We start from the raw sequence: 15,023 nt of genomic DNA, 5'->3' as shown, positions 1-15,023 counted from the left end.
TGCGATGTTTGAACTTTGCCTTTTGAAGCGCGCTTGCCCCAGGCGCTTGCGACGAATGGCTGGCTTTGTTCGCCAACCGACATCTGCCGCGATGAACCGCTGACGCTGGCGCTGCAGGCGCGCGCTGTTCGTACGCCCGTGCCCGTCCGGTGCATCCAGTATCAGCCCCCCTCCCTCTCAGACGGCTTCGTGGCGAACTGTCATCTAGCACCGTTACAGTGTGACGCCCCTGGCCGACCCTCAGTTGGAGGGGGGGTCAAGTCCCAATTGCGGCGTGTTGCACTCGCTGGAATAGTCCATTTGGGCCACGAAGCGAAAAGGGCGGAGGGGGAGACTGAAGTGCGGGGCGATGTCGTCGCCGCGCTCAGCGTGCGGTCAATGTTGGAGCCGGGTTGTTTGTATATGCGTGCATGGAATAGAAAGACAAAGGCGGGCGGCTTCACGCTGCTGGAACTGCTGGTGGTGATGGTCATCATCGGCCTGCTGGCCGGCTATGTGGGGCCCAAGTTCTTTGGCCAGATCGGCAAGTCCGAGGTCAAGGCCGCGCGGGCGCAGATCGACGGGCTGCAAAAGTCGCTCGATCAGTACCGACTGGATGTGGGTCGTTATCCCTCCACCGAACAAGGTCTGGCGGTGCTGGTCAGCAAGCCGGCCGACGAGCCGCGCTGGGCCGGCCCCTATCTGAGCAAGGCCCTGCCCAAGGATCCCTGGAACAAAGACTATCAATACCGCTCGCCCGGCGAGCACGGGGAGTACGACCTGTTCTCCTTCGGTCGCGATGGCCGCCCCGGCGGCGAAGGCGAAGATGCCGATCTGGTCAGCTGGTGATCGACCGACTCTTGAGACGATGGCTGCCTGTATGAATGTCTGGCCTTGCGCCGCGCTGCTGCCATGCCCAGTTATCTGACCCGCATCCACACCGCCGACGGTGTGCGCACCCAGCGCGTCGATGCGCCGGATGCGCAGTCGGTGGCGGCTGCTCTCGGGGTCTTGCCGCAGCATGTGCTGGAGGTCAGTGAACTCGGTGCGTCGGGGCTCACCGGGTCGGCAGGGTTCAGGGCTCGTGGCGCCCGACGCCTTTTCTCCGGCGGCGGCAAACGTTTCCCATTGCAGCTCTTCAGCCAGGAGTTGGCGGTCTTGCTGGATGCCGGCATCGCCCTGCTGGAAGCCTTGAACACCTTGCGCGAGAAAGAGTCCAATGAGGCGGTTCGCCAGGCGCTCGACGGTGTGATTCAGTCGGTGGAGCAGGGCCAACCCTTGTCGGCCGCCATGCGTCAGCAGCCGCAAGCCTTTGATGAGCTGGTTTGCGCCATCGTGGCCGCGAACGAGCGCACCGGCCAGCTCAGCGCCGCGTTGGCTCAACACAGCCGTTACCTGGCCTGGGTGGATGGCTTGCGGGCCAAGTTGTTGGCCGCCTGCGTCTATCCGGTCATGTTGCTGGGCGTGGGCTCGGCGGTGATCCTGTTTTTGTTGCTCTTTGTCCTGCCGCGCTTTGCCGGCATTCTGGATGGGTTGGGCAACGAGCTGCCCTGGGCCTCGCGGGTCTTGATCCAGTTTGGTCAGACCGCCGGGGCTCACCCCTTGATGGTTTTGGGCGGACTGGCCCTGCTGGCCGTGGCCGGCCTTGGGCTGTGGCGTCATGCGGGTCTGCGTCAAAGGCTGCAGGCGGCCGTGTGGACGCTGCCCGGCCTGGGCCCGCGCCTGCGCGTGCTGGCTTTGGCGCGGCTCTATCGCAGTCTCGCCATGTTGCTGGCCTCGGGCGTGCCGGTGCTGGCTTCGCTGCGCATTGTTCAGGATGTGATCGCCGCGCCTTGGCGGCCGGCGGTGGCGGCTGCTGCCGCGCAAATTGAGCGGGGTGAGCGCCTGTCTGAAGCGCTGGAAGCGCAAGACCTGGCCACGCCGGTGGCGCGCCGCATGGTGCGTGTGGGCGAGCGCAGCGGCGAGGTCGCCGCCATGTTGGATCGGGCCGCGGCCTTCCATGATGAAGAAGCGCAGCGCCTGACCGAGTTGCTGACCCGCGCCATCAATCCGGCGCTGATGTTGGTCATGGGTGTTTTGATCGGCGGCATCATCGTCTTGATGTACTTGCCGATCTTTCAATTGGTGGAGCAAGTCCAGTGAACATGGCGTCAGCCACACATTCCTTGGCAGACTATCTGCCGGCCGAGCACGGCCCTTGGCAGCTCGACTTCGAGCATTGGCCGCAGGCCCAGGCGCAGCGCTGGCGCGCGGTGCTGGCCGTGGGGGCGGGTGGTCGCAAGATGCTTTTGGGCGAGCGCGAGCAAGACGCGCTACTGCTTCAAAGCGTGGAGGCGCGGCTGCAAGCGCCGGTGCGCTGGTTGCGCTGTGAGCCGGCGGCCGTCACCCACTGGCTGGGTGCTGGCGAGGCCGACTTCCGTGCCTTGTCGGATGTGGAAGAGTCGGTCATCGAAGGGCAGCTGAGCGGTGAGGCCGAAGAGCTCAGCGCCCTGGTCATGTCCGAACAGGCCAGCCCGGTGGTGCGCCTGCTCAATGCCACGCTGTACGACGCCTTGCAAGACGGCGCCAGCGATGTGCACATCGAATGCACCGCGCGCGGTGCGGTGATCCGCTTCCGCGTTGATGGTGTGATGGCCATGGTGCGCAGCGTCGACGGCGCGGCCACCGCCGAACAACTGGTCTCGCGCCTGAAGGTGATGTCGGAGCTGGACATCGGCGAGCGCCGCCTGCCGCAAGACGGTCGCTTCAAGCTCAAGGTGCAGGGCCGTGAGGTGGACTTCCGTCTCTCCATCATGCCCAGCGTCTTCGGCGAAGACGCGGTGGTGCGGGTCTTGGACCGCGCCCGCATCGAGGAGACCGGCGGCACGTTGACGCTGGATTCACTCGGCTTCGACGCCGAAGAGCGCGCCGCCATCCGCCACCAAGCGCGTCAGCCGCATGGCATGCTGCTGGTTACCGGCCCAACCGGCAGCGGCAAGACCACCACGCTCTACGCCACGCTGGCCGAGATCCACACCGGCGACGACAAGATCATCACCATCGAAGACCCGGTCGAGTACCAACTGGCCGGTGTGGTGCAGATCCCGGTCAATGAGAAAAAAGGCCTGACTTTCTCGCGCGGTTTGCGTTCCATCTTGCGGCATGACCCGGACCGGGTGATGGTCGGCGAAATTCGTGACTCCGAAACCGCACAGATCGCGGTGCAGGCGGCGCTGACCGGCCACTTGGTCTTCTCCACCGTGCACGCCAACAACGCCTTCGATGTGATTGGCCGCTTCATGCACATGGGGCTGGACCTGTACAACGTGGTCTCGGCGCTCAACGCCGTGTTGGCGCAACGCCTGGTGCGCCTGACTTGCAAGCATTGCGCGCGGCCTATTGAACCCGATGCCGCCACGCTGGCACGTTATGGTCTGAAGGCCGGTGAGCACCAGTTCCTGAAGGGCGAGGGCTGCGGCCATTGCCGTGGCACCGGCTACAAGGGCCGGCGCGCGGTGGCCGAGCTGCTCAAGCTCGATGATGGCTTGCGCGACCTGATCGCCGCGCGCGCCCCGATGTCGCAGATCAAAGACGCCGCGCGTGCGCGCGGCATGAAACCGCTGCGCGCCATGGCCTTGCAGGCCGTGTGCCGCGGTGAAACCACATTCGAGGAGTTGGAACGTGTCACCCTCGATGAGTAGTCGCAGTCCCTTGAACTCCACTTCCGAATCCGTCTCGCTGCTGGCGCGTTGGCAAGGTCGGTTGGCCGCTCGGCTGGCCCGCCCGCAGCCCCTTTTTCTAGGCCCCGAGGGGGTGCAGGCTTATGGCGACAAGCCGCAGGCTTTTGCCGACTGGTGCCGCAGCCATGGCGGTCAGGCCGCCGACATCACGGTCTCCGCCAAGCTGCTGCATGAGCTGGTGTGTGAAGCCGGCCTGCCCTTGGGCGATGAGGCGCAGTTGCAAGCCTATGCACGCCAGCTGTTTGGCCACTACTTTGGCGCGCCAGCCAAGAGTTGGCCGCTGGCGACCTGGCGGGTGGCGGCGAGCGAGGCGCGGGCGGAGCAATGTGGTGCGGTGGCTTTGCACGGCGCGGCCGCTGCGTCTTTGCAAGAGCTGGCCGACATGCATCAAGTCCATCTGGTGCGGGTGCAGCCGGCCTGGGCGCCGGTGTTGCGGCGCTTGGCGGCGGAGCAGCCGGAGTGGGCGGGGGCATCCTCGGCCGGCTTGGCCTGGGTGGAGGGTCAGGTCTTGACCTGGTTGCAGCTGCAAGACGGTGCTTTGCAGAGCCTGCGCCAGCTGCGTCTGGCCGCGCCGACGCAAGCGGCGCTCGGCGAGACCCTGGCCGAGCTGTGCGTCGGCCCGGTGGCCACGGCGCTGAAGTCCGTGCTGGTCTGTGGCTATGGTTTGGACGCCGGCGCTTCCGCGCTGACTTGGCCTGGTGTGCGGGTGCTGGGCCGCCTGGAAGGCAAGGCGCCCGAGCCGGCTTGTTTTGAAGAGCGTGCGGCATCGGCCAAGAGTCTGTTGCCGCGCCCGGACTTCCTCGGCCTGCGCTTGCCGCGTTCGCCCTTGGCCTGGCCCTTGGCGGGACTGGGCGGGCTGGCGCTGCTGGCTTGCCTGGGTTTGAGTGTGCAGAGCTATCAAGGCTTGGACCAAGCGAATCAGCGTTATCAAACCCTGCGCGCTGAGGCCGCGCAGTTGCGTGCCCCGGTCGCGCCGCCCAAAGCGCTCGCGGCGGCTGGCCGCAGCGCTCAGGCCAAGTCGGCTGAACTGGAGGCGCTGCGCAGCGCGGCGGAGGTGCAAGCCTTGCTTTTGCATCCCTGGCAAGCCGTCTTGGCCAATGTGGAGCAGGCCGGGGCGGGCGGCGAGCCTGCCGCCATCCACTGGTTGGCGCTGGATTACAACGCCGGGCGCCAAGATCTGCGCTTGGAAGGGGTGGCGAACGACAAATTGCCCGCCTTGTTGATGGTGGACCGGCTGTCCGCCTCGCCGGGTTGGCAGGGCGTGATGCTCAGCCGGTTTCAGACCGGCGAGCAAGGCCTGGTCGGTCAGCGTTTTGAATTGAGCGCCAAGCTGCGGCCGGCGGCTTTGCGCCTGGAGCTGCCGGCGCCAGAGGCCGCGGAGGCACCCAAACCATGAGCACAAGCCTGAAGAACCGTTTGAGTGCGGGTGTGCAGACGCTGGGCCTGCCAGGCAGCGTGGGTGTGGCGGCGCTGCTGCTGGCGGCCGCCTTGGCCATGCTCAGCCATCACTGGGACACGCGCAGCGCCCGCTTTCAGGCGGAGGCCGACCAGATCAGCCAGCGCTTGCGGGCTCAGCGCGCGGCGGGTGTGCAAGAGTCGGCACAGGCGCCTGCGACCCAGTCCCAGTGGCAGGCCGCTTTGCCCCCTGCCGCTGTGCGCCAGCAGCGCTTGGCCGATTTGTTGGAGATTGCGCTGCGCCAGGGTTTGGTGAGCAGCCGCACCGAGCATCGCTTGAGCGTCGACGCCGCCAGCGGTCTGGAGCGCCTGCGCGTCAGCATGCCGGTCAGCGGCGGCTATGCGCAATTGCGCAGCTTCATCGAGGCCGCCCTGCTGCATGATCCGGCGCTGAGCTTGGATGCCTTGAAGCTGCGTCGTGCGTCCCCACAAGCGGCCGAGGTGGAGGCCGATTTGACCTGGTCTTTGCATGGCCGCAGTGACCTTGCTCAAGGAGCCAAGCCATGACGGCCGCCGCAACTCGCCCAAAACGACAGCCGGGCTTGATCGTCGCCTTGGTGCTGACCTTGGCCGCCAGCGCCTGGATGTATGTGCAGGATCAGGCCGAGGACGAGAGCTTGGCCCGCCCGGTGGCCGGTCAGCGTCGTGACGCGGCGCCAGCCATCGCCGATCGCAAGTCTGCACCGCCAGCGAACGCCGCCGCTGCCGCCGCCGCTGAACCGGCCCCGATGACGAACTGGTCCTTTGGCGAACGTGAGGCTTGGCAGGCGGCGAATGACAAGCAGTTGGCCGCCTGGGCTCCGCCCCCGCCGCCACCCCCACCGAAGATGGTGGCCGCGCCCCCGGCCCCGCCTGCGCCGCCGATGGCACCGGTCTTCCCCTATCAGTTGCTGGGCCGACTGGTCGAAGGTGATCAGGCGCAGGCCTTGCTGTCAGGCCCGAACCGCAGTCTGGCCGTCAAGGCCGGCGATGTGGTGGACGGCCAATGGCGTGTCGATCAAGTCCATGAGCGTGGCCTCAACCTGACCTGGTTGCCCGCCAAGCTGCCCCAAACACTCGTTTTCCGATCCTCATCCTCATGAAGCTGAAACCTCTTCACTCCTTGCTCGCCCGCCCGGCCGGCCCGGCGCTGACCCTGCTGGCGGCGTTCTTGCTGGCCGCCTGTGCCAACCCGGCCTTGCGTCAGGCGGATGAGATGGTGCGAGCCAACCAATTGCCGCAGGCCTATGAGACGCTGGAGCAGGCCCGCAAGCTCGACCCCCAAGACCAGAACTTGCGAGCCGCGCAGCTCCGCATCGCGACGCAGATGACCACACGGTTGCTGGCGCAGATCGAGGGCATGCGCCTGGCCGGCCGCTGGGAAGATGCGAATGAGGCCTTGCAGCGCCTGCGCGAGGTCGATCCCAAACACCCGCGGCTGGCCTGGTATGAGGCCGAGTTGGCGCGCGGCCGCCTGCAAGAAGGCAAGTTGGTCGCGGCCCGCCAGGCCTTGCGTGAAGGCCGGTTGGACCGCGCCGATGCGCTGGCCCGCGAGATCTTGGCCGAGTCGCCCAACCATGTGGGCGCACGACTCTTGATGAGCCAGTCGGCGCAGGCGCGTCCGCTCGAAGCGGCTAGCAGCGAGATGGCCCCGGCCTTTCAAAAACCGGTGACGCTGGAGTTCCGCGAGGCGCCGATGCGTCAGGTCTTTGAGGCCCTGGCGCGCAGCTCCAGCATCAATTTCGTGTTCGACAAAGATGTGCGTTCCGACGCCAAGGTCAGCATCTTCTTGCGCAATGTCTCGCTCGATGAAGCGATGCGCGTGCTCTTGTCCACCCAGGGGCTGGATCGCAAGCTGCTGAACGACAGCTCGGTGCTGATTTTCCCTAACACCGCCGCCAAGCAGCGTGAACACCAGGAGCTGATCACCCGCACCCTGTACTTGACCAACGCCGATGTCAAACAGGTGCAGGCCATGGTGCGCACCATCACCAAGGTGCGCGACATCCACATCGACGAGCGCCTGAACCTGATGGTGGTGCGCGACACGCCCGAGGTGGTGCGCCTGGTGGAGAAGCTGATCGCTTCGGTGGACCTGCCCGAGCCCGAGGTGATGCTGGAAGTGGAGGTGATGGAGCTGACCAGTGACCGCGTCAATGATCTGGGCCTGAAGTTCGCGGACCAGATCAGCTACGGCCTGCCCGGTTTCAATGGCGGCCTGGCCTCCGGCTTGGTGCAACTGGGCCAGCACAACAACTTCCGCGGCATGGTGGCGAATCCGGCGGTGGTGGCGACGATTCGCGGCAACTCCGGCAATAGCAATATCCTGGCCAATCCGAAGATCCGGGTGCGCAATCGCGACAAGGCCAAGGTGCACATCGGCCAGAAGGTGCCGGTCTTCACCACCACCACCAACTTCACCGGCAGCACCTCGGTGGCGGCCTCGGTCAGCTATCTGGATGTGGGTCTGAAGCTGGATGTGGAGCCGACCATCCAGCTCGACAACGATGTGGTCATCAAGGTCGGCCTGGAGGTCAGCAATCTGATCCGCCAGGTGCAAGGCCCTGGCGGCACCACCGCCTATGAGATCGGCACCCGCCAGACCGGCACCACGCTGCGCCTGAACGACGGCGAAACCCAGGTCTTGGCCGGCTTGATCAATGATGAAGACCGTCGCTCAGCCTCGGGCGTGCCCGGCCTGTCGGAGATTCCGGTCTTGGGCAGCTTGTTCGGCGTGCGCACCGATGACCGCAAGAAGACCGAGGTGGTGCTCTTGATCACGCCGCGCATCGTGCGCAATCTGGCCCTGCCGGATGCCGGGCTGACCCGTTTGGCCGGCGGCACCGATGCTTCGCCGGGCGCTTTCAGCAGCCTGCTCAAGCCGAATGCGAAGGCGGGCGTTGGGCCTTCTGGCAATCCCGGTGCGCGCCTGGCCGTCCCTGGCCCAGCGGCATCCAACGCGATGACCGCGCCGGGATCGAGCGATGCGTCGGCTGCGCCGGCAGCCCCCAGCGAAGCAGTGATCTATATGGATGTCAGCCCCAAGGTTCAGGCCGGCGGCACGGTGTCCATCAGCCTGCGCAATGACAGTGGCTTCAGCGTCAAGGGTGAACTGGAGTTTGACGCCAGCAAACTGCAGCCGGCCTCCCCCGGGCTTTCGGCCTCCAATGGTCGCCTGTCGGTGGAACTGCTGGCGCGCGGCGAACGCTCGGTCGTGCTGCGAGCCCTGCCTGCTGCGAATGGGCAGGTGCTCAGCATCGGTCTGGGGGCTTTGTCGGGCAGCGGCTTGAATGGTGAGTCGGTCACGGTGCGCGCCGAAGGCTCGGGCCTGTTCACCGTGGATGCTCCCCGCTGAACGCAGGACGATTGATGCAAATGCGTCCACACGGGTTCAAGAACCGGCGGGCCGGTTTTACCCTGATCGAGATGCTGGTGGTGCTGGCCATCATGGCCATGCTGGCGGGCGCGGCGCGCCCGATGCTGGAGATGTCGGTCAAGCGAGCCAAGGAGCATGAGCTGCGCATGAGCTTGCGCACGCTGCGCGGCGCCATCGATGCCTACAAAAAAGCGGCGGAGGCGGGGCATGTGAAGGTCGCGGCGGACGAAAGCGGCTACCCGCCCAATTTGCAAGTCTTGGTGAGCGGCGTGGTCGATGCCAAAACCGCGGACGGCAAGAAGCAGTACTTCTTGCGACGCCTGCCGCGCGATCCCTTTGCCAATGCGACGCTGGAGCCCGCCGAGACCTGGGGGCTGCGCGCCGCCGACAGCCCGCCGGATGAACCGCGCGCCGGCAAAGATGTGTTTGATGTCTACTCGCGTTCCGAGGGCCGAGCGCTTGACGGTACGCGCTACCGCGATTGGTGAGGCTGGCTTGATGTTGAAGCAAAACCTGAACGAAAAAACCGGCGCTTGGCGTCGTGCCGCAGGATTCACCTTGATTGAGCTGATCGTGGTGATGGCCATCGTCGCCTTGTTGGCCTCCATCGCGGCACCGCGTTACTTCAATAGCTTGCAGAAATCGCGCGAAACCACCTTGCGGACCTCACTGACGGTGATGCGCGACGCGCTGGATCAATATGCCGCCGACAAAGGGCGTTATCCCGACTCCTTGGAAGAGCTGGTCAGCGCGCGATACATCCGAGAGATTCCCGAGGACCCGCTGACCGGCAACCGTGAGGCCTGGGTGCTGCTGGCGCCACCGCCTGATGCGTTGGCCACCGGCCAGGTCTACGACGTTCGCAGCGGCGCCGCGGGTCGTGCCAGCGACGGGCGCTTGTTTGCCGATTGGTAAGCATGATGCGGGGTGAGAAGTTGAGTGCGACCTTGGCTTCGCCGCAGGCCGCCATGAGCGCCCGGCAGGCCGGCTTCAGCTATCTCTTTGTGCTGTTTTTTGTTGCCCTCACCGCGGCGGCCTTGGCCGCCTTGGGTCAGAGCTGGAGCTTGGCCGCACAGCGTGAACGCGAGCGTGAGCTGGAGTTCCGTGGCGGTGAAATCGCGCGGGCGATCCTGAGCTACTCCAAGGTTTCTGCCACCCCGGGCGAGCAATATCCGCTGAGTCTGCAAGACCTCTTGGAAGACCGGCGTGGCGCCAAAACCCGCCACCACCTGCGGCGCCTGTACGCCGACCCTTTCACCGGCAAGCCCGACTGGGCCCTGGTGGCCGACACGGCCAACCCGCGCGCCTTCAATGCGGTGCACAGCCGCTCAGAGACACCTTTGTTGCGCCAATCGCAGCCCGATGGCAGCTCGGTGCGCTTGGCGCAAGACTGGATCTTCGCCGCCGCCACCGCACAGAGTCGGGCCGATGCGGAACTTGCCGCCGAAAAAGCCAGCCCCGCCGCCAGTGCGGCCTCCGCGCCACTCCCTTAGTCGGGGGTGGGGCTGCGCAGCCCTTCGCCGACTTGGGCGAGGTCGACCGCCCAGATCGGCGGAGTCGGTCGCCTCTGTGTGGGCGTGCTTCTTGATTCGGGGAATCAAGCTTCACCGGGCAAGAACACAGGTCGGGCCCGTTCCGTCGAGGGCAAAGAATCACCGATTTCCGGCCCTCAGCCCCAAAAATCCACCGATGGGCTAACTCATTCGTTGATGCTGAACGTGACGCCCGGCTCCGGGGATTCCCTAGACCCCCCCGACCTGGGGGCCGGGCAAGTTGGGATGGTGTGAGTTCTTTACATCCAGAGAATGGGTCACTCGCGCCAAGGCATGGATTCATCATCCCGTCATGGCTTGATTCACCGGACCCAAGACTTCTGGTAACCACCAAGTCGGTTCAAGGTCCAAACCGCGGTGTGCAACACCAAAACCATTGGTAAAGAGGGCAAGACATGAAGAAGTTTGTTCAACTGAGTTTGGCAATTGCGGCCGCGGCCGCCTGCTCGATGGCTTCGGCCGGTGTGGTGACGTTTGAGGGCAATACCAACGTCTATGGCAATGGCGAAAGCTTCAACCTTGGCCAACAGCGCTTGACCGTGGGCGAGGGCGGTGTCATCGTCAATGGCAGCGATCCATTCTCATGCACCATTACTGCTTGCCCGGTCGGCAACGCCAGCAACTATTACGTGGGCCTGAACGATGGCTCGCTGACCCTGCAGACGGAACGCCGTGCCTACCTGCGCAGCCTGGATTTCGGCTTTGTGCTGCCGGTCGACGGCCTGGTCGGATTCTCGGTCGGTCAGTTGATGGTGATTGCCGATGATGGCACCACCGTCTCCCAAGACTTTGGTCTGCAAAACGCCAACGGCAAATACGAATTCAGCAACTGGAACCTGGGTGCGTTTTCAAACAACCACTACTCTTCCTTCACATTCAAGGCTTGCCTGTACACCGAACAAGGTGATTGCTCGTCGGTCAGTGATCTGACCATGGGCCAAGCCCAGTTTGCGATCGACAACATCAGCTATGACATCCCTGAGCCTGCCAGCTTGGCGCTGGTCGCGGCCAGCTTGGGCGGCATGTTCTTTGCCGGCCGTCGTCGCAAGTCCGTTTGAGGTTGGTTTTTCGTTCCCTTGTATTGCCACAAGCAATTTGAACTGAACAAGACTAGGAATCACACAATGAGCATTTCGAGAAAACTCCGCCCCGCATCGCTGGCCGTGTTGGCCTTGATGAGCAGCTTGGCCCTGTCCAGCCAGGCTCAAGAGGTCCGTCGCTCTTACATCGTGCAACTGGTGGCGCCACCCGTTGCCTCCTACACAGGCGGTGTGGCCGGACTGCAGGCCACCAAGCCCGCGGCCGGGCAGCGCCTGGATGTGAACGCCTCCGATGTGCAGGCCTACATCAGCTATCTGGAAACCCAGCAAGCGAATGTCTTGGCATCGGTCAACCCCGCCAATATCTCGCACAAGTACCAGTTGGCATTCAACGGCTTCGCGGCCATGTTGACCGATGACGAAGCCCGTGCGCTGAAGAAGAACAGCGGTGTGGCCAATGTCTCGGCCGATGAAATCCATCAGCTCGACACCAGCTTCACCCCGACTTTCTTGGGTATCGACAAGCCCGGCGTGGGCCTGTGGGCCAAGTCCGGCGGCCAGAGCAAGGCCGGCGAAGGCATCATCATCGGCATGCTGGACAGCGGCATCTGGCCCGAAAGCCCCAGCTTTGCTGACCGCGTGGATGCCGAAGGCCGTCCTACGCATGACAAGAGCGGCACCCTGGTGTATGACGCGCCGCCAGAAGGCTGGAAGGGTGAGTGCGTGGTGGGCGAAGGCCTCAACGCCGATGCTTGCAACAACAAGCTGATCGGTATCCGCCACTTCCTGCAAACGCCGGATCAAACGCTGATCGCCGGCGAGTTCCGCTCCGGTCGCGATGCCACCGAGATCGGCCGCGGCGGCCACGGCTCCCACACCGCCTCGACCGCAGGTGGCAATGGCGGCGTGCCGGTGGTTCAGCAAGGTATCTCCCTGGGCAATGTGTCCGGCATGGCGCCCCGTGCCCGCATGGCCAGCTACAAGGTGTGCTGGGGTGGCCAGGGTTGCGCCAGTTCCAGCACCATTGCCGCGGTTGATGCTGCTATCAAGGACGGCGTTCATGTCCTGAACTACTCGATCGGCCCCACGGCCGGCGGCGGCAGCTTCACCGACGCCTCGACTTTGGCCTTCCTGGGTGCGTCGAACGCGGGTATCTTCGTGTCGGCCTCGGCCGGCAACTCGGGCCCAACGGCAAACACGCCTGCGCCCACCGCCAATCTGGGTCCCTGGCATGCCAGCGTCGGCAACTCCACCCACAACCGTCTGTTTGCCGGCGATGTGACCCTGGGCAACGACACCAAGCTGCAAGGCGCTTCCAGCAACGCCAGCACCGCGCCTGCTCAGCTGATCTTGGCCAAGGACGCTGGCCTGTCGGGCGCCAATGCTGCCAACCTGGCGCTTTGCTTTGGTGCTGCGGACGGCGCATCCCCCTTGTTGGATCCGGCCAAGGTCGCAGGCAAGGTGCTCGTGTGCGACCGTGGCGGCAACGCCTTGGTCAACAAGAGCGCCAATGGCAAAACGGCCGGTGCGGCCGGTGTGATCATCGTTAATATGACCGGCGGTAATCAGAGTGTCATCAACGCGCCTCATTCGTTGTCGACCGTGCACCTGAGCCAGGCGGACGGCCAAACGGTCAAGAACTATCTTGCCGCGAACGCCTCGGGTACCGCTGGCCTGGGCAACACTCGCATCATCGTTGACCCGAATGTCAACGCGCCGGTGATGAACGGTTCCTCGTCACGCGGACCGAATGTGGCCAATGCCAACATCCTGAAGCCCGATCTGACGGCTCCAGGAACCGACATTCTGGCCACCGTGTCGCCCAATTTGACCGCAGCGGAACGCGATGCGCTGGCCGCCAGCGGCATCACCGCCACCCAGGCTTGGGCGCTGTACACCGGCACCTCCATGTCCAGCCCTCATGTGGCCGGCTTGGCTGCGGTGCTCAAGCAGCAGCACCCCGACTGGACCCCGGCGATGATCAAGTCGGCCTTGATGACCACGGCCTACGACACCTTCTCCGATGGCTTGAATGGCACCATGGCTTGGGACAGCAGCGCCCGGACTTCCGGCCGCCTGCCTTGGGGCCAGGGTGCTGGTCATGTGGACCCGAACAAGGCCACCGACCCAGGTCTGGTTTATGACGCGGGTGAGGTCGACTACGCACGCTTCCTGTGCGGCATCAATGCGGGCGTGTACCCTGCCTCGACTTGCCAAGCCGTGGGCATGATCGCGCCTCAGAACCTGAACCTGGCTTCTCTGACGGCCGGCAATGTGTTGGGCACCCAGACCCTGACGCGTACCGTCACCAATGTCGGCGGCGCCAGCGCGACCTACACCGCCAAGGTTGTGGCCCCTACTGGTTTCGATGTGGTGGTCACACCCGCCAGCTTCACCATCGAACCCGGCGCCAAGCAGACCTACACGGTCAGGCTGACCCGCACGACCGCGCCGGTGGACACCTGGGCTTACGGTTCCTTGACCTGGGAAGATGGTGTTCGCAAGGTGCGTAGCCCCTTGACGGTGCGTGGCAGCCGGATCGCCGCCATCGGCTCGGTTTACAGCGAGGCCACAACCGGCAGCAAGTTGTTCACCATCGGCACCGGCTTTGCTGGCGCTCTGCAGGGCGTGAAGGGTGGCCTCAAGGCGGCCACCGGCACGAACGGCGCGGTGAACATCGTGGGCAGCAATGGCACGATCGAAACCAACATTCAGATTGCTAACGCTTGCTTGGCTGGCAACAATCCGGGTGTGACGCGCCACGATGTGGTGGTGCCGGCTGGCACGATGGTGGCACGTTTCGCCACCTACGATGCCGAGACCACCCAAGGCGGCGGTAACGATCTGGACATCGTGGTCATCAACGGTGCCAACACTCGTCTGTGGTCCAGCTTGCGGGCCGGCTCTAACGAAATGGTCACCATCACCAATCCGGTGGCGGGCACCTACAAGGTCTGCGTCGCGGGCTACGGCAGCGATAACGGCCTGAGCCGCGTGAACTACACCATGTCCAGCTGGGTGGTGGGCACCGAGGAAGTGGCCGGCAACTTCAAGACCGTGTTGCCAAGCCGCGTCTTCACCGGTGGTACCGCTTCGGTGGCCATGAGCTGGTCCGGTTTGGCCGCTGGCAAGCGTCACTTGGGTGCTCTGAGCTATGTGTCCGGCGGCACGGTGCAAGCCACGACCTTGTTGGAAGTCAACACCAATGATCCGCTGCCGGTCGCGACCAGCTCGCGTCCTGCACCGGTCCTGGTTGACTGATCACGATGGAGCTTGATTCGGCCAGCGCGTGAGCGAGGGCTGAGTTAAGAAAGGGCTGCGGCAAATGCCGCAGCCCTTTTTTTATTTGATCGCTGCCAGGAGGGGCAGGCCAGTCCTTACTTGGCGAGCGACGAGCCCAGCGCCGAGGCCGGCAGCAGCGTGCAGCGTCCGGCTTGACAGCTGGCGCCGGGGTCGGTCACCAGTCTGCAATCGGACATCATGCCGCTGGCCTCGTTTTCCGCCTTGCGCGCCGCCGCATGCTGCTCCACCAGCGACCTGAGTTTTTTCTCGTTGCTGCGCTTGCTGGACCAGGCCAGATAAGCATCGGGCCCGCCGCAGGCCTTGGCGCCGACGGCGATGCTGTGGCATTGCTGCGGGCCGTCACAGGCGGCGTCGCCCACTTCCGCCTGAATCTGCGCCCACAGCTGGGCAGCGCTGGCGGGCGCCGCGCTCTTCTCCTTGGAGACCTGGGGTTTGCTAGTCTTCATCGGATCCTCCGCGCAAGCCGTGGCTGCGAACAAAAGGCACAGGCCGCCAACGCCCAGCAATCGGTGCAAGGTGCGTTGAAGCGGGCTTCGAAGTGGGGTGAGTGTGGGGTGGTGCATGTCGACATGCTGGCTCAGACCGCTCGGCTTGGCAAGCGGTGCTGCCATGGCAAGGC

13 protein-coding genes are annotated in these 15,023 nt (G+C 64.7%); 12 read left to right on the top strand and 1 reads right to left on the bottom strand.

Features of this window, described 5'->3' with window-relative positions; genetic code table 11:
* The first annotated feature begins 378 nt into the window (after positions 1–378).
* The 12 genes from gspG (at position 379) to ACOVRJ_RS22425 (ending at position 14,362) form a co-directional block, all read left to right on the top strand.
* A complete protein-coding gene (gspG, locus tag ACOVRJ_RS22480; RefSeq protein ID WP_422046060.1) occupies positions 379–828 on the top strand; it encodes a type II secretion system major pseudopilin GspG in 450 nt (149 codons plus the stop codon).
* 45 nt (positions 829–873) lie between these two features.
* Positions 874–2,121, top strand: a complete 1,248-nt coding sequence (locus tag ACOVRJ_RS22475; protein WP_422046049.1) for a type II secretion system F family protein — start codon at positions 874–876, stop codon at positions 2,119–2,121.
* A 2-nt stretch (positions 2,122–2,123) separates the two neighbouring features.
* Positions 2,124–3,659, top strand: a complete 1,536-nt coding sequence (locus ACOVRJ_RS22470; protein ID WP_422046048.1) for a GspE/PulE family protein — start codon at positions 2,124–2,126, stop codon at positions 3,657–3,659.
* A gap of 10 nt (positions 3,660–3,669) precedes the next feature.
* Positions 3,670–5,094 carry a hypothetical protein gene (locus ACOVRJ_RS22465; protein ID WP_422046047.1) on the top strand — a complete coding sequence of 475 codons (1,425 nt, stop codon included), beginning with the start codon at positions 3,670–3,672 and terminating at the stop codon, positions 5,092–5,094.
* Entirely contained in the window at positions 5,091–5,660 is a 570-nt protein-coding gene (locus ACOVRJ_RS22460) for a GspMb/PilO family protein (protein WP_422046046.1), read from the top strand. Before ACOVRJ_RS22465 ends, ACOVRJ_RS22460 begins: the two co-directional genes overlap by 4 nt.
* Positions 5,657–6,235: a hypothetical protein gene (locus ACOVRJ_RS22455; protein ID WP_422046045.1), complete on the top strand. Its 579-nt coding sequence runs from the start codon at positions 5,657–5,659 to the stop codon at positions 6,233–6,235. The genes ACOVRJ_RS22460 and ACOVRJ_RS22455 overlap by 4 nt, the downstream gene beginning before the upstream one ends.
* On the top strand, positions 6,232–8,487 hold the full coding sequence (locus ACOVRJ_RS22450; RefSeq protein ID WP_422046044.1) for a secretin N-terminal domain-containing protein: 2,256 nt from the start codon (positions 6,232–6,234) through the stop codon (positions 8,485–8,487). Before ACOVRJ_RS22455 ends, ACOVRJ_RS22450 begins: the two co-directional genes overlap by 4 nt.
* Before the next feature lie 14 nt (positions 8,488–8,501).
* The gene (locus tag ACOVRJ_RS22445; protein WP_422046043.1) at positions 8,502–8,996 is read left to right on the top strand and encodes a type II secretion system protein; all 495 of its coding nucleotides are present in this window, start codon (positions 8,502–8,504) and stop codon (positions 8,994–8,996) included.
* Positions 8,938–9,423 (top strand): type II secretion system protein, encoded by a 486-nt coding sequence (locus ACOVRJ_RS22440; RefSeq protein ID WP_422046042.1) that lies wholly within the window; start codon positions 8,938–8,940, stop codon positions 9,421–9,423. Before ACOVRJ_RS22445 ends, ACOVRJ_RS22440 begins: the two co-directional genes overlap by 59 nt.
* Before the next feature lie 5 nt (positions 9,424–9,428).
* A complete protein-coding gene (locus ACOVRJ_RS22435) occupies positions 9,429–10,001 on the top strand; it encodes a type II secretion system protein (protein WP_422046041.1) in 573 nt (190 codons plus the stop codon).
* A 455-nt stretch (positions 10,002–10,456) separates the two neighbouring features.
* Entirely contained in the window at positions 10,457–11,119 is a 663-nt protein-coding gene (locus ACOVRJ_RS22430) for an NF038120 family PEP-CTERM protein (RefSeq protein ID WP_422046040.1), read from the top strand.
* A gap of 66 nt (positions 11,120–11,185) precedes the next feature.
* Positions 11,186–14,362 (top strand): S8 family serine peptidase, encoded by a 3,177-nt coding sequence (locus ACOVRJ_RS22425; RefSeq protein ID WP_422046039.1) that lies wholly within the window; start codon positions 11,186–11,188, stop codon positions 14,360–14,362.
* 116 nt (positions 14,363–14,478) lie between these two features.
* Here ACOVRJ_RS22425 and ACOVRJ_RS22420 read toward each other — a convergent pair whose 3' ends face one another.
* The gene (locus ACOVRJ_RS22420; protein WP_422046038.1) at positions 14,479–15,015 is read right to left on the bottom strand and encodes a hypothetical protein; all 537 of its coding nucleotides are present in this window, start codon (positions 15,013–15,015) and stop codon (positions 14,479–14,481) included.
* Positions 15,016–15,023: the final 8 nt, after the last annotated feature.

Origin of the sequence: Roseateles sp. (assembly GCF_049240545.1) — a bacterium.
In the GTDB taxonomy this organism is placed as follows: Bacteria; Pseudomonadota; Gammaproteobacteria; order Burkholderiales; family Burkholderiaceae_C; genus Paucibacter_A.
The sequence above is the reverse complement of the archived record's forward strand: the minus strand, read 5'-3'. Positions and strand labels throughout refer to the sequence as shown.

What these genes read in the sequence shown, in the direction of transcription:
- ACOVRJ_RS22450 (WP_422046044.1), top strand. Translation starts at nt 6,232, where the DNA reads ATGAAGCTGAAACCTCTTCACTCCTTGCTCGCCCGCCCGGCCGGCCCG.
- ACOVRJ_RS22420 (WP_422046038.1), bottom strand. Translation starts at nt 15,015, where the DNA reads ATGGCAGCACCGCTTGCCAAGCCGAGCGGTCTGAGCCAGCATGTCGAC.
- ACOVRJ_RS22460 (WP_422046046.1), top strand. Translation starts at nt 5,091, where the DNA reads ATGAGCACAAGCCTGAAGAACCGTTTGAGTGCGGGTGTGCAGACGCTG.
- ACOVRJ_RS22435 (WP_422046041.1), top strand. Translation starts at nt 9,429, where the DNA reads ATGCGGGGTGAGAAGTTGAGTGCGACCTTGGCTTCGCCGCAGGCCGCC.
- ACOVRJ_RS22470 (WP_422046048.1), top strand. Translation starts at nt 2,124, where the DNA reads ATGGCGTCAGCCACACATTCCTTGGCAGACTATCTGCCGGCCGAGCAC.
- ACOVRJ_RS22445 (WP_422046043.1), top strand. Translation starts at nt 8,502, where the DNA reads ATGCAAATGCGTCCACACGGGTTCAAGAACCGGCGGGCCGGTTTTACC.
- gspG (WP_422046060.1), top strand. Translation starts at nt 379, where the DNA reads ATGTTGGAGCCGGGTTGTTTGTATATGCGTGCATGGAATAGAAAGACA.
- ACOVRJ_RS22440 (WP_422046042.1), top strand. Translation starts at nt 8,938, where the DNA reads ATGTCTACTCGCGTTCCGAGGGCCGAGCGCTTGACGGTACGCGCTACC.
- ACOVRJ_RS22425 (WP_422046039.1), top strand. Translation starts at nt 11,186, where the DNA reads ATGAGCATTTCGAGAAAACTCCGCCCCGCATCGCTGGCCGTGTTGGCC.
- ACOVRJ_RS22430 (WP_422046040.1), top strand. Translation starts at nt 10,457, where the DNA reads ATGAAGAAGTTTGTTCAACTGAGTTTGGCAATTGCGGCCGCGGCCGCC.
- ACOVRJ_RS22455 (WP_422046045.1), top strand. Translation starts at nt 5,657, where the DNA reads ATGACGGCCGCCGCAACTCGCCCAAAACGACAGCCGGGCTTGATCGTC.